Here is a 24,703-nt window from a genome sequence, read left to right on the forward strand (position 1 = left end):
GCCGCCGGTTATAAAACCGGCGGCGAGCGTGAGGGGAGTCCTTCTATGCCTGACTACCGGAAGCCATAGACGAGCACCTTCTTCCCTTCAAAGTGTTCCTGCACACCTTGCACGCAATCCATGGGGCAACTGTAGTCGGGAGTCGACGAGGCTGTCGGGACACTCGCCCGATAGACCACGGATTCGATCTGCGTCCCGTCCGAAGTGATCACGATGTTCAGGTCAGTCGCGACGCCGGCCGCCACAGGTCCTCCGGAGGTGTAGCGAACCGACATCGTGCCGGTGCAATCGGAGTTCACCGTGTAGGTGCCGGTTTGATGCGGATTGAAGGTCGTCGAGCCGGCTTTCGGCAGGCCGTTGATGTTGCCAACGTCAGTGCGTGTGAAGCCACCGTTGCCGTCGAACGTCACGAGGGCGACGTCATCGTAAATCAACGGGCTCGGGAACGGATGCAGGACGTTACTCGAATCGATCAATCCAAGAATCTGTCCGCCACCGATAAATCCATACGGTCCTTTCAGGGTTGCCTTGGAGCAAAGGCCGCCGTTACCGCCGCCACCACCACCACCGCCGCCGGCCTGCGCGGCGCCACTAAGCGCGAGAAGTGCAACGGCTGTAGCCGACAGAATGCTTAATTGCCGGGTTTTCATCGTCATCTCCTTGTCAGTAAATCTGGCGTCCAGAAGTAGTGGCATGCGCGTACCTATTGGCTGCCCCAATCAGGCGCCTGATTCAAACGAATGAAATAAATTGGAAATGGCCGCAGCAATACCTGGCTGACGCCGTGTTGAGCAATAAGCGATGAGAGAACGAGGGGCCGCGGTGCGGCCGGCTGTCCCCGGTACGAGGCGAGAATGCCCAGGTGTGGGCCACAGTCGTAAATGGCGAAACACGCTCACCGGGCAGGCATGCTTCGCCCGGTGTCGGCGGACACGTCCGGAAGGGATGGCCGAAAGTCCGCGCAAAGGTGACTTCGTGGGTCAGCCATGCTTCAAAGTCGCATAGCGAAATCCAGTGTAATCCACGCTATTTGCAGCGACCTGATGAATATCGGACAAAAGGAAGGCACATTCAGATCGCGCGATGCGAATGGCGACTTTTTGGGTCTCTGTGTATCGGGTGCGCTACCTTCGATATAAAACGGCCGCCGGTTGCTATACCGGCGGCCGTTGTTTTTAATGCACGCATGCGATTGCATGCGATCAATTCACGATTCGCTCGCTCAATTCGACTGGACCCAAACCCCGCCGCTGCTCGGCACGTCGCCCTGGGTCCACCACTTCGCGCAGTACTTCACGTTCGCATACATCACGCACGAGCCACCTGTATAAGCCATCGCCGCTGACCACGTCGGCGTCGCTCCGGCAATCTGCTTCCACACTGCCGCCTGTCCCGGTACGTCGCCTTGCGTCCACCACTGTGCCTTGTAGGTGGAGCCCTGATAGGTGACCGTCACGCCAGCGGTATAGATCTGCGCGGCCGACCACGCCGCGCCCGACACCGGTGCGGTGGTGCTGCCGCTCGTGCCGGTGCTGCTGGAACCGGAACTCGCCGTGCTGCCGCTCGAACTGCTCCCCGAAGAACTGCTGGAACTGCTGCCGCTCGAAGCGCTACCCGAACTATTGTTGCCGCTCGAATTGCTACTGCCACCGCTCGACGACCCGCTATAGGAAACATCGGTCGTCACACCGGTTCCCCAGTGCCCGTTGAGCTGCTCGAAAACCGTCGCGTACGCATACGGCGTCTGCGTGATACCCGAACAATTGGAGGCCGTATACGCGCCATTGTTCGGGCACGATTGATCGCGTCCGATCGACCAATTGCTCAACATCCCGAAGCCGTCGCTGCGCGCGATGTTCAGCAGCGACTGCGCATCGGCGAGCGTGAACGTTTCACCTTGCACATCGTTCATGCCGATCATCGGCGTGACGCCGACCATCTGCCACAACTGCGCATCGGTCTTCGTTTGTCCGGCCGACTTGAACGCCGTGTCGAGCTGCGAGTACAGCGACGATGCCGCCTGCGTGGCCGCCGTGCCCATCTCGATCGACGCGCTGCCATAGTCCATCGCCATCACGTTGATCGCATCGAACGTGACGTTGTTGGTGATCGCCGAGTTCAGGATGTTGATGCCGTCCTGCGTGAGGCCGGTCGGCATCACGGGCAGCGTCAACGTGACGTGCAGTGTCGAGCCCTTCGCCGTGGCGGCGGCCTGCGAGGCATGCACCGCCTGGAAGTTGCGTGTGATCGCCGCAGTGTCTTCCTGAGCCGCGCCTTCGATGTCGAAGTCGATATGCGTGACCGAGTAGCTATCGATCACGGTCTGATACGCGCTCTGCAACGCGGATGCGCTCGAGCAGGCCTGCATCAGCGGCGTCCCGTTCTCACCGCCAAACGAGATCGCTACCTCACCGCCCTTTGAGCGATAGTTGGCGAGCGACGTCGACAGCGACGTCAACAGATCGGAGCTGGCGCCCCCACCGATGTTCTGCACGCCGCCCCACGACGGCGCGCACTGGTTGCTGCCGGCGGCCACCACGAACGCCATCGTGAACTGCTGGATGCCGTTCTGTACGCCGATCACGTCGAACTGCGGCGTCGGCCAGGCCGTGACGTCGACGTAAGGCGCATAGACGCCGGTCGCGAATGCGCTCGTGACCGCACTCAGGCACAAGGTCGATGCAGCCAGGATCCTTGCTGACTTTCCCATCATTGTTCTTCTCCGTTTTATAGGGGCGTTGAAGCTTGCGCGGCAACGGATGCCCGGCCGTCCCGCGGTTGAATGCGCGCAGGATTATCAGCAAACGTTTGCGTGTCGGAAAGTCGATAGAGCATAGATACGAGGGCCCTGGGGTATCTACTTAGCTCAAAACTACTGGGTGTGATGCTCGATGGATGAAAAGGGGAAAGCGGGGGGCGCCGAGGTAAGAAATGGCTTGCGGGCGTGCCGCTTGCCGCGCGGACGTGACGGCGCGCTCGGGGTCTTCGGCTTCGCTCGCGGTGAGCGCGTGCGGCGAAACATAGGACCAATATCGCGCGTGACGTCTATGCTAAAGGGCGTGATCCATTGACGACTTTTATGCACCGTGAATTCACCGGATACGGAGACGAGATGGCAACGCACTATGCTTCGCAGGCGCTCGATCCCTCGGACTACGTTGCGCATCATCTGCAGCACTTTTCGACTTCGGCGACGGGCGCGCAACATGCGGCCGCGTTTATATGGAGTCCTTATGCGCTGGCTTTGGCGGCACTGTTGTTCGTCGTGCTAGTGTGCTTTGCGGCGCTGAGGGATAGAGGCGCGGTGTTCAGCGTCGGACGCGCAATGAGCTTCGGGCGACGTCTCTACGTGTGGTGGTCGTGCGCATGGCGTCAGTGGCTCGCGAGTACGCTGCTTTTCATCGTCGCCGTGATCGCGTTTCACTTTCTGGTGCCGCACACAGCGGTGCCGCTGATGAAATTCTCGGAGCATCTGATTACGCCCGATGTCGCGAGAAGTTCGCCGGCATGGTCGGTGGTCATTGCGGCGATGCCGGCGATCGTGGCGGTCGTGATCTATCTGCTGGTGAGCTTGCCGATTGCGGGATACATGGTGCGCAGCGGACTGGCGGCGCATGCTTTTGCCGGTCCTGGGCGTTTCGGCTTCTGGCAGGCGGTGCTGCTCGGGCTCACGACCTATGTCTGGTCCGTGCCCGGAAGTCTTGCGATCGCCGACGTCGCGGTTTCGCTACCCGATCACGCAGCGGATGTGCTGCGTGGCGTTTTTGTCATCGCGTGGGGGATGTATGTTGTCTTGCCGAGGCAGGTGAGGAGGGTGGAGAGATTGGCGGCGAGGTGAATGACGCTTTTGCTTACTGACTTGCAGCGTTTGCTCAACGGATCTTCGTTGCGGTAATTTCGTTTAGCACCGCCGCGCGTCCAACGGAAGATTACGGTAACCATGGGCGCATTGGATGGCCGAGGGAATGCTGTTACGGTCGGCCAATCCTTCGACGTCCGGTGCTTATTCGGCTTCGGCGTTATAGCCCACGGTAAGACCCATCTGGTAGGCTTGCTCGAGCGCATTGGCGAGATCCGATACCCGCAAGAACTGGATGTCGCCGAGCTTTCGCCCACTTTCGTCGAGCGAGTTGATTTCGAGGTAATGGCTGGCTATCGCAATCAGTGCAGGCCAGCAGGGATCATTCGGAATTCTGTTTGTCATGGTTGGCTCCAGCTTTCAGTGAGAGTGCGAACGGTTGACCAGGATGTCGTCGGCAGCGGCCCGCACCACGTCCTGTTCTGCGAGACACCTCGACAGGTACCCCGGGGTGTTCAGCTGTTCTGCCCTCGCTACTGTGTGCCCCATCAATAGACCGAAGTCATAAGCCCGCTGGAGCGCGTTGGCGAGGTCGCCAATCCGCACCAACTGGACGTCGGTGGAGATCTTGCCTGACTCCGTGAGGGAGCCGATCCCGAGTTCCTCGCTTGCGATCGCTTCCAGTCGCTCCCAGTGAACCGCCTTTTCAACTGCCTTATCCATTACGACCTCCACAGATACGTTGCTATCCTTACTGAATGTAAGTATAGGGACGTAGCGCGATTGCTCATGCGACCGGGCGCCACACTTTGAGGTAGTGGTCGCTTAAAAAGGTGGTATCGACTCGCCCATCGTCAGACCCCTGATAGCAATCGCCGCTTCCCGCTAATAAACTCGCATGCGATCTAATCGAATACGCTTGACATGGCTCTGTGTCTGGTCCAATATGCGTCGCATGCGATGCAATCTCACGCGATGCATATGACACGAAACCCGATATTCAGCAAGGAATCCATCATGACCACGATCGACAAAGTTCTCTTCTCCGGCAACACCCATACCACCGTGAACCGCGACCCCAGCGTTCAGCGCGGCGAGCACGGCGTCGTCGACCTCAAGCTGTCGACGCCCAGCGGTCAAAACCTCGAACTCATCGCCACCGAGCCGCACCCGCGGGCCGAGCAACTGTTTGCCGGTGCCTGGTCGGCCTGTTACATCACGGCGTTCGGGATTGCCGCTTCGTTGAAGAAGGTCACGTTGCCGCCGGACTACTCGGTGGATATTCAGGTCGACATCGGCCAGACCGGTGCCGCCTGGTTCCTCGGCGCGCATTTCACGATCCGCGTGCCGGGAGTCGCTCAGGAAGTCGTCGAGGCGATCGCGCGCAGCGCGCATGACATCTGCCCCTACTCGAAGGCCGTGCACGGCAACATCGACGTTGGCCTCACCGTCCTGACGGCGTAACCCAACAGCGCACTTAATCTTTCACTAACTCTTTCCAGCGAGATTCGATCATGAAGACCAAACTCATCGCCGCACTGCTTGTCGCGATTTCGGCTGCTTCAGCCGCTCCAGCGTTTGCCAGTGGTTACGGCCCGGCTCCGGCATACCGCCCCGCGGTCGGCGCACCGGCTTCTCAACGTGGCCAGAGCGAGCAGACGCTCGCCGCCGAACGCGCCGACGCGACCAGCGCGCAAGCAGCATATGGCGGTGTAGCCGCCGGCAGTTTCGCGGCCGCAGGGCGCGTCGTTCCGACGTCGGGCAAGGACATTTTTGCGCACCACTAGGCCTTGCACTGCGCGGTTGCTGGCCGTCTTGCATCGTTGCAGCGATGCGGGACGGACTGGCGGTGGTCACTTCGCAGCGAATTTGCACGTCGTGCGCTTAAATCGCATGGCGATATAATCGCAAGCGATATATTGAGTTTCGCTGCAAATCATCGACTTCCAGTTAACGAGGATGCACATGAAAACCACCGACTTCCCAGCGACCGCGCCCCTCCCGCTCTCCGACTACCTGTGCTTTGCCGTCTATTCGACGAATCTGGCGTTCGGCAAGGCGTACAAGCCGATCCTCGAGGAACTCGGTCTGACTTATCCGCAGTACATCACGATCATCGCGTTGTGGGAGCAGGACAACCAGACGGTAAGCGGGTTGGGCGAGAAGCTATTTCTGGAATCCAACACGCTGACGCCGATGCTGAAAAAGCTCGAAGCGATGGGTTACCTGGAGCGCCGGCGTGACCCGGAAGATGAGCGGCAGGTGCGGGTGAGCTTGACGAAAAGCGGCCGACGGCTGCGCGAGAAGAGTCTGAAAATGGACCTCACCGACGCGACTGGATTGGCATCGGACGATTTCGCCAAATTGCAGAAGGCGATAGTGACGTTGCGCGGCAACCTCATCAAGTCCGTCGAGAACGACGACTGAGCGGGTAGCGGCTGTCGCATACGCTGCCGAAGAGCTGAAGCTCTTCGCGCAACTCGCCATGTGCCTGCGGACCGTCACCTTCGCACCCCAGCGCTCAAAGAGCCGCAGGCGGCGTCTCATCGACGAGCGTGCGCCGCCCCGCGTCGAGGATCTCGTCGGCGAACGCCGGATCTGCGCTTGCAATCGCGCGCGACAACACGAGTGCCCCCACCATCTGACTCAACGTTGCAATCGCCTCGCGACGGGTTTGTTCCGCCGTCGCGCCGTCCGTGGCGATCATGCTTGCCAGCCGCTCGAGATACACGCCGAGGCCGCGTGCGTAGGTCGCACGCGCTGCGTCGGTCATCCGGGGCGCGTCGCCCGCGAAGCCGGACAGAGGGCACCCGCCCTCGATGTTGTCGCGGTGCGAGGCCGACAGGTAGCGTGCCGCCTGCTTCTCCAGGCTGCCGGCGTTCGGCGAATCCGCGTAGTCTTGCATCGCCTTTTCCATCACCGCGGCGACCAGCGTGTCCTTCGACCTGAAGTGGTTGTAGAAGCCGCCCTGCGTGAAACCGGCTTCCTTCATCAGCTCCGCGAGTCCCACGGCCTCGACGCCGCGTGCCCGGAACAGACGCTCGGCCGCCGCAACGATCGCGTTCCGGTTCTCGGCGGCCTGTTGTCGTGACACACCCATCGGTTCCTCCCTGATCTGCTTGATCGCATCGATTGAAAATCACAATGTCGATCACCATTGACATGCCCGGGTCGCGCTGACACAATGCGCTGCAAGACGATGGTGATCGACATTGACATGAGTGTAGCCGACTTTCGCCGACAAAGCGAAGCAGCGCCGGGCGGCACGGATGGCAGTCCACCGAGGTCTTTGATGCCGGCGAGCGGCGGAGGTTGACGCCGTTCGGCGGTGCAACGGTTCGGTACCCAATGGCAAGTTTGTTTTCACCGGATTCCACGCGCGCGGCGAGCCGGCGCGCATGCGATTCATCATGCGAAAGGATGGGTTATGAAGATCGAAGGTGCTGTTGTTTTCGTGACGGGTGCGAACCGCGGGCTTGGCCTCGAGTTTGCGAAACAGGCGCTCCAAAGAGGAGCGCGAAAGGTCTATGCGGGCGCGCGCGATCCGTCCAGCGTGACGCTGCCGGGCGTCGTGCCCGTGAAGCTCGACGTGACCGATCCGGCGACCGTCGCCGCGGCAGCCGAGGCGGCGCGCGACGTCACGCTGCTGATCAACAATGCGGGCATCGCGCGTCTCGGCAGCCTGATGGACGACGGCGCGCCCGATGCGTTGCGCGATCACTTCGAAACCAACGTGTTCGGGATGCTGGCGATGGCGCGGGCCTTCGCGGGCCATCTCGCCAGCAACGGCGGCGGCGCGATCCTGAATGTGCTGTCCGTCGCGAGCTGGATGAACCGGCCGCTCCTCTCCGGTTACGGCGTGTCGAAGTCGGCCGCCTGGGGGCTGACCAATGGCCTGCGCCATTCGTTGCGCGAACAGCGCACGCAGGTCGTCGGGCTGCATGCCGGCTTTATCGACACGGATCTGACGCGCGGCCTTGAAGTGCCGAAGGCGACGCCGGACGACGTCGTGCGCCAGGCCTATGACGCGATCGAGGCCGGGGCGGAGGAAGTGTCCACCGACGAGTTCACGCGCCAGGTGAAGGCCGGTCTGTCGGCAGGCGTCTATCTGGACGAGCCGGCGCCGCGCTGACGGCACCGGAGCGCACGCTCGTCGCACGCGATCGCAGGCGACGAGCAGCATGATCGACTCACCCCCGTGCGTAAGGAAATGCCCGCAAATGTCTACACTCCTCGACCCCATCCAGATCGGTGCGCTAAAGATGGCGAACCGAGTCGTCATGGCACCCCTCACTCGCATGCGAGCGTTCGACGGGCGCAGCCCCGGTCCGCTGAACGCGCAGCACTACGCTCAGCGCGCGAGTGCAGGCCTGATCATTACCGAAGCCACTTCGGTCACGCCTCAGGGCGTCGGTTACCCCAATACGCCGGGCATCTGGACGGAACAGCAGGTAGCGGGATGGAAGGAGGTGACCTCCGCGGTTCACGCGGCCGGCGGCCTGATCGTCTCCCAGCTTTGGCACGTGGGGCGAATCTCCGATCCGATCTTCCACGAGGGTGAGCCTCCCGTGGCGCCGAGCGCCGTGGCTGCGGAAGGTTACGTCTCTCGCCTGCGTCCGCAACGGCCGTTCACCGTGCCACGCGCGTTGCGGACCGAAGAGATCCCCGGCATCGTCGAGGATTTCCGGGCGGGAGCCACAAACGCAAGGCGAGCCGGCTTCGACGGCATCGAGCTGCACGCCGCGAATGGCTACCTGTTCGATCAATTTCTGCATGACGGATCGAACCAGCGTACCGATCGCTACGGCGGTTCGATTGAAAACCGGGCGCGTTTTCTTCTCGAGGCGCTCGATGCCGTGCTCACCGTTTGGCCGGCTGACCGTATCGGCGTGCATCTGAATCTAATGTCCAGCTCACATTCGATGCATGACTCGAATCCGCGTGCACTGTTCACGTATGTCGCGGAGCAACTCAGCGCGCGCAACATCGCGTTCATTTTCGCGCGCGAGGGCCTGGATCGTGGCGAACAGCGAATCGGCCGCGACGTAAGGCGCATCTTCAAGGGGACCTACATCCTCAATGAAGGCCTGACGAAAGAAAGCGCACAGTCGGCTGTCGATCGCGGCGAAGCGGACGCCGCCGCGTTCGGGCGCGCTTTTATCGCCAACCCTGATCTGGTGGAGCGCTTTAGACGCGACGCACCGCTTAATGCGGTCCATGCGGAAACGATCTATACGGATGATGCAACGGGGTACAACGACTACCCGTTGCTTGACGATGCCACTGTGAGCATCTGACCGGACAACGGGCCGCGGCATCGACGGCCGAGCTGTCGGGATACCGCAGACATCTCGTCGCGAGGCTGTCGGCGCGTCACCACCACACGCAGATCGCGGCCACACACGTCCGCAACATCGGCTGGCCGATAAGCAACGGGCGAATGGATTAACGTTATGCGGCCTGGGTCGATATGCTAAGCTTTTGATGGGTCCTGCGCATAAACGAAGCGCTCGATTGCTTTTCTCCGAAGCCTACAGAGGAGAAGCGACCATGAAAATCCTATGGGTCGATGACCACGAGATTCTTTGCGTTGCTCTTTCCGAATATGTTCAAGCGCACGCGTCGGAGCTGAGCGCGGTCCCAATCGAAACCACGCCCGTATTTACGCTTGCCAGCGCGCTGGAAGAAGTCAACAAAACACCTCCCCCCGACCTGGTATTCCTCGATCTCAATCTGGATGGTGACAATCGTGGCGCCAGAACACTGGAACGTTTCCAGGCCGGAAATCCGTCCAATGTTCCCGTCGTCATCTGCACGGGACTCGCGCCTGCGAGCGATCATGAAGTTGAAATCCTGCGAATGTGCATGCGTGACTACGGCGCTCGCGGAATCCTTTTGAAAGGAGGTGCGCACAAGAAAATGTTCATTGGACTGAGCAGGATCTTAGGAGGCGAACTCTGGATTCCTGAAGAAGTCTTGCTTCGTTTTGCGTGCTCGACACAAGCACCTTCGGCTAGCCGGAATCAGCATCATCTTGGACTTTCTCCGCGAGAGTGGGACCTGGCCCGTTGCATTGCGCGTGGCCTCTCAGGGAAACAGATCGCAAGAGAGCTCAACGTTTCCGAGGGGCATGTCAGACAGGTTTCCTGTGTTATCTACGACAAACTTCAAGTCAGAAACCGGGTTGAAGCCGCACTGAGAGTCAATGCCGAACTGGCTCTTGAAAGAGCAGACAAGGGACTGTCGTAATGATCGTGGCTAACTCCTTTTTACGCTCCCCTGCTATCACTTACACCCGCTTTCGGTGAATGTCTTTGGCTTATGTTTGGCAAGTATGGTCAACAAGGTCTGTTCCGAAACCGGCTTCGACAAAAGCGTCATGCCACTGGCGGCTACGTTTTTGAGGACGGCTGATGAGGTATCTCCCGACCACAGGATCGCAGGGACCGATGCGTCGGTAGCGGCGCGGACCGCCGCAATCGCAACAACACCGTCCTCGTGTTCGAGCCGATAGTCCGAGAGGATGAAGTGCGGACCGCTTGCCAAAGCCTCAATCCGCAACTGCTCGATGACGTCGTCGGATGATTCTCCCGCCACGACGTAGCAGCCATGCTCGATCAGGCGCATCGATATTTCGACTCTCAGGTCGCTATTGTCCTCGATGATCGCCACGACCATATTGGTCAGGTCAAGGTCGCCGTTGTCAACCGTATGAACCGCGAGCAACTCTGGCGGGATGAGCCCTATGAAGGGGACCGTAACCGAAAAGCGCGATCCGCGACCCGGTGTCGAGTCCACGTCCAGTCTGTGACCAAGAAGGTCCGCGAGACCCTGGACAATCGACAGACCCAGTCCGAATCCCTTTTCACGATTTCTCTCGGGATTGTCGACCTGTACATAGATTTTGAAGATGTCCTTTTGTCTACCTTCAGGGATACCGATCCCGTTGTCCCAAACGCTTATCTTGACGCGGTTGCCACGCCTTTGGCAGCTCACCAGAATATGTCCTTTCTTTCCTCCCTGTTCGGAGGGCGTGTATCGGACCGCGTTGATCACCATATTCCGGACGATCCTCTCCAACGCGTGTCGATCTGTACGGACCAGATAGGGTCGGCCATGGAGGCTCAACTTCAGCCCCTTCGACTCGGCCAGCGGCTGCATATCCGCAACGATGCCGTGCAAAAGGGAGGGCAGCGCCACCTCCTGAATTTCCACATTCCATGTGCCGGACTCGAGCCGACAAATATCCAGCGCGCCGTTAATCATGCCTTCCATCGCGTCCACTTGCCTTTGCGCCATCGAGACGTCTTCGGCCAGATGGGTTGATTCAATGTTCCGCCCGATATAGTTCAACTTCAAGCCAAGCGTGGTGAGTGGCTGGCGCAAGTCATGGCTTATCGCAGCGATAAGTTGGTTCTTCTCCGCCTTTGCCGCTTCCGCCCGCGATCGCGCCTCATCGAGAATAACCCCCTTTACACAGGCGCGTTTCTGATTGTAGAAAATAAACCAGGCAATGAAGCAATAGCCAATCAGTTGAGCCGAAAACCAGACAAGCATTGCTGGCCGGTAAGAAAATAGAGATGGTGCCATGCTAAATCCAAATGGGATTGAGCCCAGCACGAGCGAGCCTAAAGTCGCACGAAGACTCGGTGCAAGCAGCAGCAAGGTAAATGCGTGGCTGATTAGCGTGTACTCGAAGAAGCCGTATCTGGCCAACTTCAAGTAATGAGCGTGACCTGAGAAGTCGGGTGGGGTTAGCCCAAAGCTACCGCCCGCCCACCAGAATGATGTCAGTATCACCAATGCCGCCCACGCCCAGTGCATCTGTTCGATTTCCTCGACGCCAGCGTGCTTTGGGAGCGCGATCGTCTTTTTCAGTAAGTAGGTCGCCAGGGGAGCGGCAATTCCCCACAGTCCCAGGAGCCACACAGGACGGGACAAAAGATAAATAGCGGGAGTATTGATCCACGATCCATACGCGGCCAGGAGCGAACTTCCAACCAACAGTAGCGCGATCCAATATACCGCTCGACGGGACAGCGATGCCAATAACTCGCGCTTGACGAGGAGATTCTGCTCGGCACTGAGCGCTGCAACCGGTCCCAGAGAAAGATTAAAAAATCTGGCGAAGCTGCTGCGCCTCGTATGAACCGTTTCACTCGCCCTCAGCGATGCTTTGGCCCCGAGCTTTTCACCCGCGTCACAATCACCTCGTGTTCGAGTATAGGACGCCATGGAAGGCCTCCGAGGAGCAGCTTCAGCATGTGCTCCATTGTGCTACCGGTCCGCCAGCAAGTCGATGGACAGATGTTCCGTTACTTGCCGAACAAAAGTTCGTGGTTCGCGTAGGCGAACCGCCCAGATCAGGGACTGTCGTGAAGATCGCTGCTCACTTACACCCGCTTTCGGTCAATGTCTTTGGCTTGTGTTCTGCAAGTATGGTCAACAAGGTCTGTTCCGAAACCGGCTTCGACAAAAGCTTCATGCCACTGGCGGCGACTTTTTTGAGCACGGCTGACGAGGTATCTCCCGACCACAGGATCGCAGGAATAGAAGCGTCGGTAGCGGCGCGGACCGCCGCAATCGCAGCAACACCGTCCTCATGTTCGAGCCGGTAGTCGGAGAGGATGAAGTGCGGACCACTTGCCAAAGCCTCGATCCGTAACTGCCCGATGACGTCGTCGGATGATTCTCCCGCCACGACGTAGCAGCCATGCTCGATCAGGCGCATCGATATCTCGACCCTCAGGTCGCTATCGTCCTCGATGATCGCCACGACCATATTGGTCAGGTCCGTGTCGTCGTTGTCAACCGTATGAACCGCGAGCAATTCTGACGGGATGAGCCCTATGAAGGGGACCGTAACCGAAAAGCGCGATCCGCGACCCGGTGTCGAGTCCACGTCCAGTTCGTGACCAAGAAGGTCCGCGAGCCCCTGGACAATCGACAGACCCAGTCCGAATCCTTTTTCACGATTTCTCTCGGGATTGTCGACCTGTACATAGCTTTTGAAGATATCCCCTTGTCTATCTTCAGGGATACCGATTCCGTTGTCCCAAACGCTTACCTTGACGTGGTTGCCATGCCTTTGGCAGCTCACCAGAATATGTCCTTTCCTTCCTCCCTGTTCGGAGGGCGTGTATCGGACCGCGTTGATCACCATATTCCGGACGATCCTGTCTAACGCATGTCGATCTGTCCGGACCAGATAGGGTCGGCTATGGAGGCTCAACTTCAACCCCTTCGCCTCGGCCAGCGGCTGCATATCCACAACGATGCCGAGTAAAAGGGAGGGCAGCGCCAACTCCTGAATTTCCACATTCCATGTGCCGGACTCGAGGCGGCAGATATCCAGCGCGCCGTTGATCATGCCTTCCATCGCGTCCACTTGCCTTTGCGCCATCGCGACGTCTTCGGCCAGATGGGTTGATTCAATGGTCCGCTCGATATAGTTCAACTTCAAACCAAGCGTGGTGAGTGGTTGGCGCAAGTCATGGCTTATCGCCGCGATAAATTGGCTCTTCTCTGCGGTTGCGGCTTCGGCCTGCGATCGCGCCTCCTCGAGAATGACCTCCTTTGCACATGCGCGCTTCTGATCATTGCAAATAAACCATGCCATGACACAGTAGCCAATCAGTTGAGCCGTATTCCAGTCAAACATTCCCGGACGCTTAATAAATAGCACCGGTGCCATGCTAAATCCGAACGGGATAGCGCCGAACACAAGTGAACCTAAGGTCGCACGAACACTAGGCGCGAGCAGCAGCAAGGTAAATGCATGGCTGATCATCGTCAGTTCCATGAAGTTATACCTGCGCAATTTAAAGTAATAACCATGGAGGAGCGAGAAGTCGGGCGCGCTTAAACCAAAGCTACCCGCCGCCCACCAGAACGACGTCAGCATCACCAATGCCGCCCACGCCCAATGCATCTGCTCGATCGCGTCGTTGCCAGCGTGCTTTGGGAGCGCCGTGGTCTTTTTCAGTAAGTATGTCGCCAGGGGGGCGGCCATTCCCCACAGTCCGGCAAGCCAGACGTCGCGGAACCAAGGTATATCCCAAACTCCAAATACGAACCAGAGCGAACTTCCGATCAACATTAGCGCGATGCAATATGTCGCTCGACGGGACAGTGATGCCAATAACTCGCGTTTGACGAGGAGATCCTGCTCGGCACTGAGTGCCGCAACCGGTCCCAGAAACAGATTCGCAAATTCAGCGAAACTGCGGCGCTCGATTTTCTGAACCGTTTCATTCACGCCCAGTGATGTACCAGCGCCGGGCTGTTCGCCTTCGTCGGAATCACGTCGTGTTTGAATACAGGACGCCATGAGAGGCCTCCCTGTATCGGCTTCGGCATGCGCTCCATTGTGCTACTGGTCCGCCAGCAAGTCGATGGACAAGTGTTCGGTCATGACCGAACAAAAGTTCGTGGTCCACGCAGCGGAGTCCTCTCTGAGATGTGCCGGATGTGCCGAACTCGTAAAGCCACACCGAACAATTATCCGACCGCAAAGGAACATTTAATGCCGAACATCAAATGGTCGAACCAAATACAACTGACATGTTTGCGCGCGGGAATAATGAAACATAATTCGAGGCAGGGAAGGCGTCCTTCTCCGCGCGATGATTCACGTTCTTTTCTTTTCGCACGCCTATTGCACTGTCGTCTGCAATGAGCCATTAGGCTTCCTGAGTGTTCGGTTAGCCATCAATCCAGGAGACAAGGACCTTAAGTGCGTGACTTCTTCTATCGGCTTCCTCGACGCGCCCATATCTCGTCCAACTGTATCGGGCCGGTGAGTTTCTGCATCAGCATTCGAGCCGTCGTTACACGACGTTCTCGTTCAACCAGAGTCAAGGAGCTTCATCATGAAAACCCTTGTATGCCTTGTCCTCGCCAGCGGTGCGCTGGCTGGCCCGGTGGTCAGCTTCGCTCAGAGCACCGAGCCGGTCACCCGCGAGCAGGTGCGCGCGGATCTGATCCGTCTGGAGGAGACCGGCTATCATCCCGGCGACGGCGACCAGACGACGTATCCCGCGCAAATCCAGGCAGCTGAAGCGAAGATCGCCGCTCACGACAGCCAGCAGGTGGCCAACACCGCCGTCGGCGGTACGACGATGAACGGCACCTCGGCGGCCGGCAGTTCCTCGCGTCTGCCGATGCCCTCGCCATCGTCGTGCGTCGGCCCTGCAAGTTTCTGCAACACCTTCTTCGGCAACTGACAGCCGATGGCTCGGCTGACACCGCTCAGACGATCCGGGTAACGAGCCGGAATCGTCTGGGGGCGGCGTTCATACAAATGGCATTTCGTCCGTCGACTCGTGCTCAGCCTTCGCGCGACGTTTTTTGGTCATTGCCGGATCGCGCACGATGGTGACAGCGCAAGGTGCATAGGCGAGCACCTGGCGGGCAACCGAGCCGATCAGCCAGCGATCGAACGGCGTATGACCGCGATGCCCAACGACCAGATGATCGATATCGTGCTGCTCTGCGTAGAGCACGATTTCCTTCGCGGGCTGCCCGACGATGAGATCGAACTCGGGATGTTCGCCATCGGAGTTGAGCGTCGCCTTGAGGTGGTCGAGGACCTCGTTGGCATGGCGCAACTCGTGATCGATCAGTTCGCGTCTTTCCAGTTCTATCGCGCCCCAATCCGGCGCGCGCGCCACGACAAGCACATGCAGGCGCGCATCAAAACGCTTCGCGAGATCGATTGCGAAAGTGACCGCCTGTCGCGCAGATGGCGACCCGTCATAACCTACCAGAACGTTCTGCATGATCTGCTCCTGTCCGGTTCGGACCGAAATCGGCCTTGATTGAACCGCAACCGTTCCTCCGCTTCGCGGCGTCGGCGCGAAGGCATGTGTGATCCGGCAGGGGGCATGCTGGGTAGACCACGATGCGGTCGACGTCGGCGACGCGAAATCAGTTGTCGTCGCTTCGGATTGGAAGATGCTCGTGGGGGACAGGCTCCGCGGAATCGGCGTCGGGAAGGTCGTCTTTCCCAGATTTTGCCGGCCCTTGTGCGGCGGTCTTGGGACCCGTGCTGGACGGGGAATGCGCCGGGCTGGGAGGAGTCCTGTCAGTCGGCTCAGCAGATGGATCGGAGGGCACGATATGCTCCTGCGCTTGCTATATCTCTCATGATAGACCGCAATCCGGGCAGCGCCATTCAAAGACGTAGTCGACTCGCTGTGAAAGCCGGCGAAGTCGGAGCAGACGACGGTTCGAGCGCAGTGCGGCTCTGCCGGTCAACCTCAAGGTGCAGGTCAACCCGGCGCCCAAATTCATAGGGATTCCCGGTCTCTGCCTGCTGCAGGCGTGAGTGCGGGTGTCTGCATTATGTGGGCCAGTTGCAGCGCGAAGTTGGGAGACGTCAGTTCGTCTGGGATGCGCGGCACCGTAGCAGGTCGCTCGTTTCACGCAGATACGCGACGTCGTCAATGAGCGCAGCGTCGGCTTTCGCTTCCAGTCCGGATCCCCATATAGCTTGAGCGACTTCGTCCGCTGTGAGATTTGACGATGATGCGCGGGCGTACTTGCCCGCGTTTCATTGGGAATGGTGGCGAAAGCCTAGCTAAGCGACTGAGCAATAGAACTGCGTCTTAAACAGCCGTCATTGGCCGGCGGCCGGCGACACTACGCTCGGGGTCGCCAGTGTGTTGTGACTTCCGGGGGCGTTGGTGAGGGATGACGAGCTATTGCTGTTCATGCTATTCGACTGGCCCGAGTTCGACGCTCCGGCGCCCGAGCCACTCTCCGAACTGGTGGCGCCAGGCGTGCCGTAGCCGCTCGTTGCTTTGGCCGGCGACGCCACGCTCGGGGTCGCCAGGGTGTTGTTGCTCTGCGCATAAGCGCTGCCCGACAGCATGATTGCGGCGACGGCCGCGATAAGCGTGCTGGTTGTCTTGCTCATGACTGTGTCTCCTCGATTGGACCGGAATTGACGACATAGACTGCGCTGACGGCGCGGGGTCAAGTCCATAGCTGATCATATGAAGTTTAGGAAAACGGTCGCCGAAAATTAAACGCCTTGTTCGCAAGGGTGAATTTCTCTTTTCGGAATGACGACGGGTGGATCGCGGTCGGCGACAATCAGGGCGAGCTTCAAGCAACCCGGCAGTTGCTCATGAAAAGATTTTTCGCGCTCGCCACAATATTCGCGCTCGTGAAACGTCTTCAGACGCATGGAACCGCCACCCACCTCGCAGCCGATGACCGACCGAGACAGCGACATCACCGCGACCGTGGTGCGTGAGCGCACGAGGCTCGTCAATTTCATCCGGCGTCGGATACGCGACCCGGACGATGCCGAGGACATCCTGCAGGACGTGTTCCAAGACTTTGTGCAGGCATACCGCCTTCCCGCTCCGATCGAACAGGCGAGCGCGTGGCTTTTCCGTGCCGCGCGCAACCGCATCATCGATCGCTTTCGCAAGAAGAAGGAGCAACCGCTGACAGATCTGTCCGATGGCGAGGATGACGCCAGCAGCGAGTATCGCCTCGACCTTGCCCTACCGGCGCACGATGCCGGTCCCGAAGCTCTCTACGCTCGCGCTCTATTGCTCAAGGCCTTGCAGGACGCGCTCGACGAGTTGTCGCCGAATCAACGTGAGGTATTCATCGCGCATGAGCTGGAGGGGCGAGCTTTCAAAGACATGGCGGCGCAAAGCGGTGTCGCGCTCAATACGCTGCTTGCGCGCAAACGCTACGCGGTCTTGCATCTGCGCGCCAGATTGCAGGCCATTTATGACGAACTGGGTATTTAGAGGAGTCGACGGATGAACTTCCGAATCAGATGGGTGGGTAAAGCGCTGCTTGTATTGGTTGCCATAGGCGTGCTCGGGTGGGTTGTCATGACTCTATGGAATTGGGTGGTTCCGGCGCTATTCGTCGGTGCCCGTGCGATCGACTTCGCACACGCGTTGGGGCTGCTGGTTTTGAGCCGCATCCTGTTCGGCGGATTTCGCGGACACGGCGGCTGGCGCCAACGTCGTTACTGGCGCAAATGGGAAGCGATGACCCCCGAAGAACGGGAGCAATTCCAGACGGCATGGCGATCGGGCTGCGCCCGGCGCGCGGGAGACTGAACATGCGCGAGAAATCGACGGGCGACTGCAAACAGAAGCCCGGCGTGATCGCGCCGGTCGTCGACCTGAAACGTTGCGAGGGTAAGGGCGATTGCGTGGAGGTCTGCCCTGAGAACGTGTTCGAGATCCGGCGCATCGATCAGGTCGACTATCTCGGCCTCGATTTGATGCATCGCCTTAAGCAACGCGTGCATGGAATGAAAGTCGCCTACACACCGAACGCGCACGCTTGCCTTTCGTGCGGCCTTTGCGTGACGGCGTGTCCTGAGCGCGCGATCAGGCTTGTCAGAACGGCATAGCGCAGAAATGGCGCAGCCATGTCATGTCCCTCATCGAACGTTGTTCTCAACGCACGCCCCGACCCGGCGCCTGCGCACCACCATCAACCAGCATACCCCGCTCGCCGCCAGGATATTCACCGCCGGATAAAACGCCACAGCAACGCTCCATTTCGGCAGCGCAAGAATCGCGAGCGCGTACTTAAGAACACACAACGCGAAATACAAAAGACTTTCACTCCACGGATCACGAATCGTCTTGCGAACCGTCGGCCCTAGACCAACGAGTTCGATCAGCGTCACAAGACAGATCGACAACGTCGGATCGTTGGTGAGCATCCACAGCGGAATAGCCGATAAAGCCGCAACAAGGCAAAGCCAATCAAAAGCGGTCCGCTGCCGTTCGCCGCGAAAAACACTCGCCACGAGAACAAAAAAGCAGGTCGCCGCAATCGCCGCTGTACACCACGCCGAAGGACCCGCACCCGCGACGAACTGTCCAACCGCCGCAATCGCCGTGACAACCGACCAGATCAGCCAGGTGAAAAGATGAGGACGGACGGTGCCGCGCCAGATCGCGAGCCCATAAGGCAGAAACGCGACCACGGAAACGATCGACCCCATGACACCAAACAGTTGGGTCAGGTTCTGATCGAAGCTCATCACGTGAGGCTCACGCCCGACACCGCCCCCGATACTGCGCCGGTGGCGCCCCGCACGCACGCGTAAAAAACCGCGTAAATGCCGTCGTCGATGCGAAGCCGACCCGTTCGCTGATCTCGCTGATCGACATCGGGGTATGCGTGAGCAGTGTGCGCGCTTCGTCGATGCGCGTTTGCGTCAGCACCTCGCTGAAAGTCTTACGCTCCGCCGCGAGCTTGCGTTGCAACGTCCAACGCGTCAGCGACAGCCGCTCGCAGACGATCGTCTGCAGGCTCTTCGGCTCGATCGCATCGGCGTGCTCGCGCAACACGTCACGCAGACATCGCTCGACCGTCGGGGAAAAGCGGCCCTGCTCGCGAATCCGCTGCAAAATCCCATGCGCGGCGTGCAGATGAATCTTCGAGAGCGGTGCGTTGTAGATCTCGAACGCGCGATCGAGCGCCGCCGATTGCAACACCATCCGATTGCGCGCCTGATCGAGTTGAACGCGCACACCCAACGCCGCGCCCAGTGACGGGATCCCGCCACACCGCGAATCGGTGATGCCCGCATCGCGCACGCGCAGTCGCGCGTCATAGAGCTTCGCCACACTCGCGATCAGCGCGAAATTGCCCAGCGCGCTCGATGCGCTGCGCCCTTCACCTTCCATCACGTAGTCGAAGGCGATTTCGTCGCCGTGCTCCTGCATGACCACCCAGTCGACATTACCGATCAAGTCGCGGTACGTGACGTAATTACGCAATGCGTCGCGCAGCGTCGGACTATTGCAGAGCACACCTGCCAGCTCCGGAAAGTAAAGCAGGCCGTCCAGCACGTCGCCCTCGGGTGCGCCGTGCGTGATGCAGTTCTCCGCGAGCTGGAGCATCGCGACATGCTTGTCGCCCGGGACTCGTGCGTCCGTCGCGGCGATGTCGGCTTCGTCGAGGCCAATATCGTGGGCGACTTTCGTGCGATCGAGCCCCGCGCGCTCCGCCGCGTCGAGCATTCCTCGATAGATACGCGCTGATACGGACTTCTGACGCAAATCCACTCTGCCTCCTCTGGTCGAACCCTGTCTGCGGGTTTTCCTGACTCTTCATTGGTCAAGAGCTGCACCCATCGGTCAAGCGCGTTTTGGGCGCATCCCTAGAATTTCTTACGGCGCGTTACCTCGAGCGCTAAGCGTAGCAGGACGCGTCGCCTACCGGTAGAGCGTCGATGCACCGCTATGCACTGCGAATCGCATTACCGACAACGACAATACGGAGCGAGATGATGAGAAGTAAGCTGACGATGCCTTTTGCCGCAAGCGCCATTGCCTGTGGTGTCGCGCTGGTACTCGCCGCCTGCGGCAACGGCAACGGTATCAGTGACCCGCCAGCGCCGGCCGATCCCGACGCGCGCGCCGATGCGCGTGCCGCCGCGCTCGTCGCGCAGTTGACGACCGCCGAAAAGATCCAGCTCGTACACGGCGTGGGCATCCCCAACGCGGGGCTAGGCGGTCCGTATCCGGCCGGCGTCAATGGCGCCGGCTACATTCCCGGCGTCCCTCGGCTCGGCATTCCGGGCCTTGCGATGGCCGATTCGGCCGGTGGCGTCAATGTCGTCAACTCGAACGCGACGGCGCTGCCCGCGCCGGTGGCGCTCGCGGCAAGCTGGGACCCCACGCTCGCGAACGAATACGGCGCGCGCATCGCGACCGAGCTGCGCGTGCTCGGCTATGGCGAAGGTCTCGGCGGCGGCGTCAATCTGGCGCGCGAGCCACGCAATGGCCGCACCTTCGAGTACATGGGCGAGGACCCGGTACTGACCGGCACGCTAAGCGCCGCGCGCACGATCGGCACGCAGGCGCAGAACGTCATCGCGACGATCAAGCACTACGCGATGAACGATCAGGAAACGAATCGCATGACCAGCAACTCGGTCGTCGACGAACGCACGATGCGCGAGACCGAGCTGCTCGCGTTCGAACTCGGTGTGACGCAAGGCAAGCCCGGCAACGTGATGTGCTCGTACAACCTGGTGAACGGCGTGTACGCGTGCGAAAACCCGTATCTGCTGACCACCGTGCTGAAGAACGAGTGGGGCTTCAAGGGCGTAGTGCAGTCGGACTGGACCGCCACGCATAGTACGGTCGCCTCGGCGCTGGCCGGACTCGATGAAGAAGAGCCCGGCGATACCAGCGGCGGACCGTCGTTCCCGGGCTTCACGATCACGTCGTATTTCAGCACGGCGCTCACGAGCGCGGTCAATGCCGGCAGCGTGCCGATGTCGCGGCTCAACGACATGGTCCAGCGCAAGCTTCGCACGATGATCCGTTATGGCATCTTCGATTCGCCGCCCACCACCGGCGGCAGCGTCGATCAGAACGCGGGCAATGCGCTCGCGTTGCAGGTCGCGCAGCAATCGTCGGTCTTGTTGAAGAACGCGGTGGCGAGCGGCGATTCGCAGCCGGTGCTGCCGTTGAATGCGGCGGGGCTGTCGTCGATCGTCGTGATTGGCGGGCATGCGGATGCGGGCGTGCTGTCGGGTGGCGGTTCGGGCGCGGTGCCGGCGGCCGCGGGCAACGCGGTGTCCGGTTGCGTGTCGTCGTCGCCGCTCCTGAGCACCTGTGCGACGTGGTACAAATCGGCGCCGCTGGCCGCGATCCAGGCGAAGGCGCCGAACGCGAGCGTGACGTTCGTCGACGGCACGAACGCGAGCGCCGCGGCCACCGCCGCCGCGAAGGCGGACGTGGCGATCGTGTTCGCGACGCAATGGGAAACCGAGGGCGCGGATTTGTCGAGCCTGAGCCTGCCGAGCAACACGACCGACAGCTATAACCAGAGCTACGACCAGAACGCGCTGATCACCGCGGTCGCGGCGCAAGCGAAACGCGTGATCGTCGTGCTCGAGAACGGCAGTCCGGTTCTGATGCCGTGGCTCGGCAACGTGCACGGCGTGCTCGAAGCGTGGTACCCGGGCGTGCAGGGCGGCCAGGCGATTGCCGATCTGCTGTTCGGCGACGTGAACCCGTCCGGCAAATTGCCGATCACGTTCCCGGTGCAGGACGCGGATCTTCCGCAGCCGGCCATCTCTGCCACCGATACTACCGTCACCTACAGCGAGGGCCTCTTCATGGGTTATCGCTGGTACGACGGCAAGCAGATCGCGCCGCTGTTTCCGTTCGGCTATGGGCTGTCCTATACGAGTTACAGCTACTCGGGCCTCAATGCGCAAGTGGATGCGAGCGGCAACGTGACCGTGACCTTTACCGTCAAGAATTCGGGCTCGCGTGCGGGCTCGGAAATCGCCGAAGTGTATGCCGCGTTGCCGAGTGGATTGGGCGAACCGCCGAAGCGACTGGTCGGCTGGCAAAAGGTCGCGCTACAGGCGGGGCAGTCGCAGCAGGTCAGCGTTTCGGTCGCGCCGAAGCTGCTGTCCACATGGGATGCGACCAACCACGTGTGGAAGCTCAACGGCGGCGTCTATCAGATGATCGCAGGAGCTTCTTCGCGTGATCCGAATGCGCTGACGGCATCGGTGACGATCGCGGGGCATTGAGCGCCGACGTGTCGAGCTAGAAAGCCTGGCGGCGGGGTACGGGGTCGAGCACCGTATCCCGCTCGAGCGAGTACACCTATACGCCAGGCAGACGATACGCAAACTCATACGAATGCGCGCCGTCGACGATATCGATCCTGAACTCGCCTTCGATACCGCTCAGTTCCCCCGTGCCCGAATCCGGCACGACGGTTACCGCCAGCGACGAAGCACCGCGGCTCATCACGCCGATATGCTGCAGCACGAACGTGCCACGCTTGCCCGCAAGGGTGCCGGTGACCTGTTCGAGCGCGACATAGCCGGCCGAGCCTTTGACGCTCGTCATCGCGCTCAGCATTTGCCCATGGGTGGTCGCGGCGAGATCGCCGGAGATCTGCTTGTCGATCGACATGCGGCCGAGCTTCGATTCGGCGTCCGCGTTTTCGAACGGCATTGGTTGAAGTGCGACGATGAAGGTGCCTTTTGCGATGTGCTGGGTCATCGGGATTTTCCTCCTGGCTTGAACGGGCGGCGGCGAAGTGGTGAAACGAAACGCGGCGCTTCCGAAACGTAGCACACGTCGCGATCGGGACGCTGCGCGCTAAACGCTTTCACCGGTGCCGAACGCGTCGGCAAATTCGCGCTTCAGCCACGCCAGCGCCGGATCCTGGTCGTGAGCGGCCGTCCACATCAACGAAACTTCGTAGCCCGGCACGTCGAACGGTAGCGGACTCATCGCGAGACCGAGCGCATCGCGCCACACGCGGCCGATGAACTCCGGCACCGTCGCGATTGCCGCAGTGCGTTGCACGATGAACGGACTCGTCGCGAAGTTCGAACTCGAAAACACGACCTCGCGCTTCAGTCCCTGCATCTCGAGCCGTTCATCGATGAAGCCGTGCAGCTCGGCACTGAACGAAGTCAGCACGTGGCGGTGTTTCAGAAACTCGTCCATCGACAGATGCTTGCGGCGCGTCCTGACGAGCCGCGGGTTGTAGACGCTCACGAAGCGCCATGCAAACAGCGGCAAGCGTCGCTGCCACGGCACGCACTCGCGGAAGACGCCGACCGCCAGTTCGATCGCGCCCTCGTCGAGCATCGCGGCGGCGCGCGTCGAATCGGTGGAGCGCGCGATCAGCTTCACGCCGGGCGCTGTGTCGGCGAGACGCGCCATGATGTCCGGCATCAACAGCAATTCGAGCGAATCGCTGAGGCCGATGCGGAAGACGCGCTGCGCGCGTGCCGGATCGAAGACGGACGGCTGCGTGAGCGCCTGATGCAGCGATTGCAGAAACGGCTCGATCTGCCGCGCGAGTTCGAGCGCGCGCGGCGTCGGCGTCATGCCTTGCGGCGTGCGCACGAACAACTCGTCTCCGAACGTTTCGCGCAAGCGCTTCAGCGCGCCGCTGACGGCCGGCTGACCGAGAAACAGCCGCTGCGCGGCACGCGTGACGCTGCGCTCTTCCAGCAGCGCGCGGAAGGTCAGCAGAAGGTTCAGGTCGAAGCGCCGAAAATCATTTTCAATGATGTTGGCCATGACATTAAACGATTTGAGTGATAGGCACGCAACGCGCATTCTACTGCCACGGGGTCTTCCGTTCACTCTCAGGAGCAATGACATGGACTGGCAAAATCAGAAGGTCGTGGTGCTGGGCGGCTCGTCGGGTATCGGGCTCGCCACGGTGATGCGGCTGGCCGCTGCCGGCGCGAGCGTCGTCGCGGTCGGGCGCGACCGCGCCAAACTCGACGATGCGTTGGGCGGCATCGCGGGACAGGTGACGGGTGAGGCGCTCGATTGCACCGATCGCGCGGCGCTGGAACGCTTCTTTGGCCGGCTCGGCCGGATCGATCATCTGGTGATGACGCTGTCCGGCGGCGAGGGCGCGGGGCCGTTTGCGGAGCTCGATCTGGCGGCGCTGCGACGCGGTTTCGAGGCCAAGTTCTGGCCGCAGCTCGAAGCGGCGCAGACCGCGCTGCCCACGCTGCGCCGTGACGGCAGCCTGACGTTTCTGACCGCGATTTCGGCACGCATCGCGAATCCGGGCACAGCGGGCCTGGGCGCGATCAACGGCGCGCTCGAAAGCATGATCGGCACGCTGGCGCGCGAGCTAGCGCCGTTGCGGGTGAATGCGGTATCGCCGGGTGTGATCGATACGCCGTGGTGGGACAGGTTTCCCGCGAGCGTGAAGAGCGAGCTGTTCCGTCAGCAGAGCGAAACCTTACCGGCGCGGCGCGTCGGCCAGGCCGACGATGTCGCGCACGCGCTGCAGTTTCTGCTGGAGAACACGTTCATGACGGGGGCGGTGATCGAATGTGATGGGGGACTGCGGCTGCTGTGAAGCAGCAGGGCGGGAATGCTGCAACCGCGC

At 60.6% G+C, this 24,703-nt stretch carries 27 protein-coding genes; 13 read left to right on the forward strand and 14 right to left on the reverse strand.

Going from position 1 to position 24,703, the window contains the following annotated elements:
* Positions 1–53 precede the first annotated feature (53 nt).
* Entirely contained in the window at positions 54–650 is a 597-nt protein-coding gene (locus CI15_RS21065) for a hypothetical protein (protein WP_062131612.1), read from the reverse strand.
* Between the two features lie 572 nt (positions 651–1,222).
* Positions 1,223–2,713: a chitinase gene (locus CI15_RS21070; protein ID WP_062130548.1), complete on the reverse strand. Its 1,491-nt coding sequence runs from the start codon at positions 2,711–2,713 to the stop codon at positions 1,223–1,225.
* 399 nt (positions 2,714–3,112) lie between these two features.
* On the opposite strand from CI15_RS21070, the gene CI15_RS21075 reads away from it, so the two are divergent.
* The gene (locus CI15_RS21075; RefSeq protein ID WP_062130550.1) at positions 3,113–3,838 is read left to right on the forward strand and encodes a hypothetical protein; all 726 of its coding nucleotides are present in this window, start codon (positions 3,113–3,115) and stop codon (positions 3,836–3,838) included.
* 165 nt (positions 3,839–4,003) lie between these two features.
* Here CI15_RS21075 and CI15_RS21080 read toward each other — a convergent pair whose 3' ends face one another.
* Together CI15_RS21080 and CI15_RS37465 are read right to left on the reverse strand one after the other, a co-directional pair.
* Positions 4,004–4,204: a hypothetical protein gene (locus CI15_RS21080; RefSeq protein ID WP_062130552.1), complete on the reverse strand. Its 201-nt coding sequence runs from the start codon at positions 4,202–4,204 to the stop codon at positions 4,004–4,006.
* Between the two features lie 15 nt (positions 4,205–4,219).
* Positions 4,220–4,522, reverse strand: coding sequence for a DUF6900 domain-containing protein (locus CI15_RS37465; RefSeq protein ID WP_063910561.1), 303 nt, complete (start codon positions 4,520–4,522; stop codon positions 4,220–4,222).
* A 294-nt stretch (positions 4,523–4,816) separates the two neighbouring features.
* Here CI15_RS37465 and CI15_RS21090 point away from each other — a divergent pair, with 294 nt between their 5' ends.
* The 3 genes from CI15_RS21090 to CI15_RS21100 all read left to right on the forward strand — a co-directional run bounded on the left by CI15_RS21090 (position 4,817) and on the right by CI15_RS21100 (position 6,226).
* Positions 4,817–5,263, forward strand: a complete 447-nt coding sequence (locus CI15_RS21090) for an Ohr family peroxiredoxin (protein ID WP_062131614.1) — start codon at positions 4,817–4,819, stop codon at positions 5,261–5,263.
* Between the two features lie 50 nt (positions 5,264–5,313).
* Positions 5,314–5,586, forward strand: coding sequence for a hypothetical protein (locus CI15_RS21095; RefSeq protein WP_062130554.1), 273 nt, complete (start codon positions 5,314–5,316; stop codon positions 5,584–5,586).
* Positions 5,587–5,764: 178 nt separating this feature from the next.
* Positions 5,765–6,226, forward strand: coding sequence for a MarR family winged helix-turn-helix transcriptional regulator (locus tag CI15_RS21100; RefSeq protein ID WP_062130555.1), 462 nt, complete (start codon positions 5,765–5,767; stop codon positions 6,224–6,226).
* Positions 6,227–6,320: 94 nt separating this feature from the next.
* Here the strand turns inward: CI15_RS21100 and CI15_RS21105 are convergent, their stop codons facing one another.
* Complete coding sequence (locus tag CI15_RS21105) at positions 6,321–6,899, reverse strand: TetR/AcrR family transcriptional regulator (protein ID WP_062130557.1); 579 nt, start codon at positions 6,897–6,899, stop codon at positions 6,321–6,323.
* A 327-nt stretch (positions 6,900–7,226) separates the two neighbouring features.
* Here CI15_RS21105 and CI15_RS21110 point away from each other — a divergent pair, with 327 nt between their 5' ends.
* The 3 genes from CI15_RS21110 to CI15_RS35580 all read left to right on the forward strand — a co-directional run bounded on the left by CI15_RS21110 (position 7,227) and on the right by CI15_RS35580 (position 10,048).
* Positions 7,227–7,931, forward strand: coding sequence for an SDR family oxidoreductase (locus CI15_RS21110; protein ID WP_062130558.1), 705 nt, complete (start codon positions 7,227–7,229; stop codon positions 7,929–7,931).
* 88 nt (positions 7,932–8,019) lie between these two features.
* Positions 8,020–9,096: an alkene reductase gene (locus tag CI15_RS21115; RefSeq protein WP_062130559.1), complete on the forward strand. Its 1,077-nt coding sequence runs from the start codon at positions 8,020–8,022 to the stop codon at positions 9,094–9,096.
* 253 nt (positions 9,097–9,349) lie between these two features.
* Positions 9,350–10,048, forward strand: coding sequence for a LuxR C-terminal-related transcriptional regulator (locus tag CI15_RS35580; RefSeq protein WP_161950047.1), 699 nt, complete (start codon positions 9,350–9,352; stop codon positions 10,046–10,048).
* 36 nt (positions 10,049–10,084) lie between these two features.
* Here CI15_RS35580 and CI15_RS21125 read toward each other — a convergent pair whose 3' ends face one another.
* Positions 10,085–12,034 carry an ATP-binding response regulator gene (locus CI15_RS21125; RefSeq protein ID WP_062130563.1) on the reverse strand — a complete coding sequence of 650 codons (1,950 nt, stop codon included), beginning with the start codon at positions 12,032–12,034 and terminating at the stop codon, positions 10,085–10,087.
* 154 nt (positions 12,035–12,188) lie between these two features.
* Positions 12,189–14,129 (reverse strand): hybrid sensor histidine kinase/response regulator, encoded by a 1,941-nt coding sequence (locus tag CI15_RS21130; protein ID WP_082814259.1) that lies wholly within the window; start codon positions 14,127–14,129, stop codon positions 12,189–12,191.
* A 541-nt stretch (positions 14,130–14,670) separates the two neighbouring features.
* Here CI15_RS21130 and CI15_RS21135 point away from each other — a divergent pair.
* Positions 14,671–15,024, forward strand: a complete 354-nt coding sequence (locus CI15_RS21135) for a DUF4148 domain-containing protein (RefSeq protein ID WP_420915870.1) — start codon at positions 14,671–14,673, stop codon at positions 15,022–15,024.
* Between the two features lie 69 nt (positions 15,025–15,093).
* On the opposite strand, the gene CI15_RS21140 is transcribed toward CI15_RS21135, so the two are convergent.
* The 3 genes from CI15_RS21140 to CI15_RS37005 all read right to left on the reverse strand — a co-directional run bounded on the left by CI15_RS21140 (position 15,094) and on the right by CI15_RS37005 (position 16,991).
* The gene (locus CI15_RS21140; protein WP_062130569.1) at positions 15,094–15,579 is read right to left on the reverse strand and encodes a universal stress protein; all 486 of its coding nucleotides are present in this window, start codon (positions 15,577–15,579) and stop codon (positions 15,094–15,096) included.
* Between the two features lie 839 nt (positions 15,580–16,418).
* Positions 16,419–16,718, reverse strand: a complete 300-nt coding sequence (locus tag CI15_RS21145) for a hypothetical protein (RefSeq protein WP_062130572.1) — start codon at positions 16,716–16,718, stop codon at positions 16,419–16,421.
* Positions 16,719–16,826: 108 nt separating this feature from the next.
* Entirely contained in the window at positions 16,827–16,991 is a 165-nt protein-coding gene (locus CI15_RS37005; protein WP_161950048.1) for a hypothetical protein, read from the reverse strand.
* Between CI15_RS37005 and CI15_RS21150 the strand changes: the two genes are divergently transcribed.
* Genes CI15_RS21150 through CI15_RS21160 form a run of 3 tightly spaced genes read left to right on the forward strand, consistent with a single transcriptional unit; the run spans position 16,990 to position 18,191 of the window.
* Complete coding sequence (locus CI15_RS21150; protein WP_174543250.1) at positions 16,990–17,571, forward strand: RNA polymerase sigma factor; 582 nt, start codon at positions 16,990–16,992, stop codon at positions 17,569–17,571. The two genes, CI15_RS37005 and CI15_RS21150, sit on opposite strands and share 2 nt — an antisense overlap.
* A gap of 12 nt (positions 17,572–17,583) precedes the next feature.
* Positions 17,584–17,892, forward strand: a complete 309-nt coding sequence (locus CI15_RS21155) for a hypothetical protein (protein ID WP_062130576.1) — start codon at positions 17,584–17,586, stop codon at positions 17,890–17,892.
* A 2-nt stretch (positions 17,893–17,894) separates the two neighbouring features.
* Complete coding sequence (locus CI15_RS21160) at positions 17,895–18,191, forward strand: 4Fe-4S dicluster domain-containing protein (RefSeq protein ID WP_062131616.1); 297 nt, start codon at positions 17,895–17,897, stop codon at positions 18,189–18,191.
* Positions 18,192–18,221: 30 nt separating this feature from the next.
* Here the strand turns inward: CI15_RS21160 and CI15_RS21165 are convergent, their stop codons facing one another.
* Both CI15_RS21165 and CI15_RS21170 read right to left on the reverse strand, forming a co-directional pair.
* Complete coding sequence (locus CI15_RS21165) at positions 18,222–18,833, reverse strand: hypothetical protein (RefSeq protein ID WP_162842056.1); 612 nt, start codon at positions 18,831–18,833, stop codon at positions 18,222–18,224.
* 10 nt (positions 18,834–18,843) lie between these two features.
* Complete coding sequence (locus CI15_RS21170) at positions 18,844–19,863, reverse strand: AraC family transcriptional regulator (protein WP_063910562.1); 1,020 nt, start codon at positions 19,861–19,863, stop codon at positions 18,844–18,846.
* Positions 19,864–20,087: 224 nt separating this feature from the next.
* Between CI15_RS21170 and CI15_RS21175 the strand changes: the two genes are divergently transcribed.
* Complete coding sequence (locus tag CI15_RS21175) at positions 20,088–22,355, forward strand: beta-glucosidase (protein ID WP_062131618.1); 2,268 nt, start codon at positions 20,088–20,090, stop codon at positions 22,353–22,355.
* A gap of 76 nt (positions 22,356–22,431) precedes the next feature.
* Here CI15_RS21175 and CI15_RS21180 read toward each other — a convergent pair whose 3' ends face one another.
* Both CI15_RS21180 and CI15_RS21185 read right to left on the reverse strand, forming a co-directional pair.
* The gene (locus CI15_RS21180; protein WP_062130582.1) at positions 22,432–22,836 is read right to left on the reverse strand and encodes a DUF3224 domain-containing protein; all 405 of its coding nucleotides are present in this window, start codon (positions 22,834–22,836) and stop codon (positions 22,432–22,434) included.
* A 99-nt stretch (positions 22,837–22,935) separates the two neighbouring features.
* A complete protein-coding gene (locus tag CI15_RS21185; RefSeq protein ID WP_062130584.1) occupies positions 22,936–23,871 on the reverse strand; it encodes a LysR family transcriptional regulator in 936 nt (311 codons plus the stop codon).
* An 82-nt stretch (positions 23,872–23,953) separates the two neighbouring features.
* On the opposite strand from CI15_RS21185, the gene CI15_RS21190 reads away from it, so the two are divergent.
* Positions 23,954–24,673 (forward strand): SDR family oxidoreductase, encoded by a 720-nt coding sequence (locus CI15_RS21190; RefSeq protein ID WP_062130586.1) that lies wholly within the window; start codon positions 23,954–23,956, stop codon positions 24,671–24,673.
* The last annotated feature ends 30 nt before the right edge of the window (positions 24,674–24,703 follow it).

The organism is Paraburkholderia monticola, from assembly GCF_001580545.1.
Classification (GTDB): Bacteria; Pseudomonadota; Gammaproteobacteria; order Burkholderiales; family Burkholderiaceae; genus Paraburkholderia; species Paraburkholderia monticola.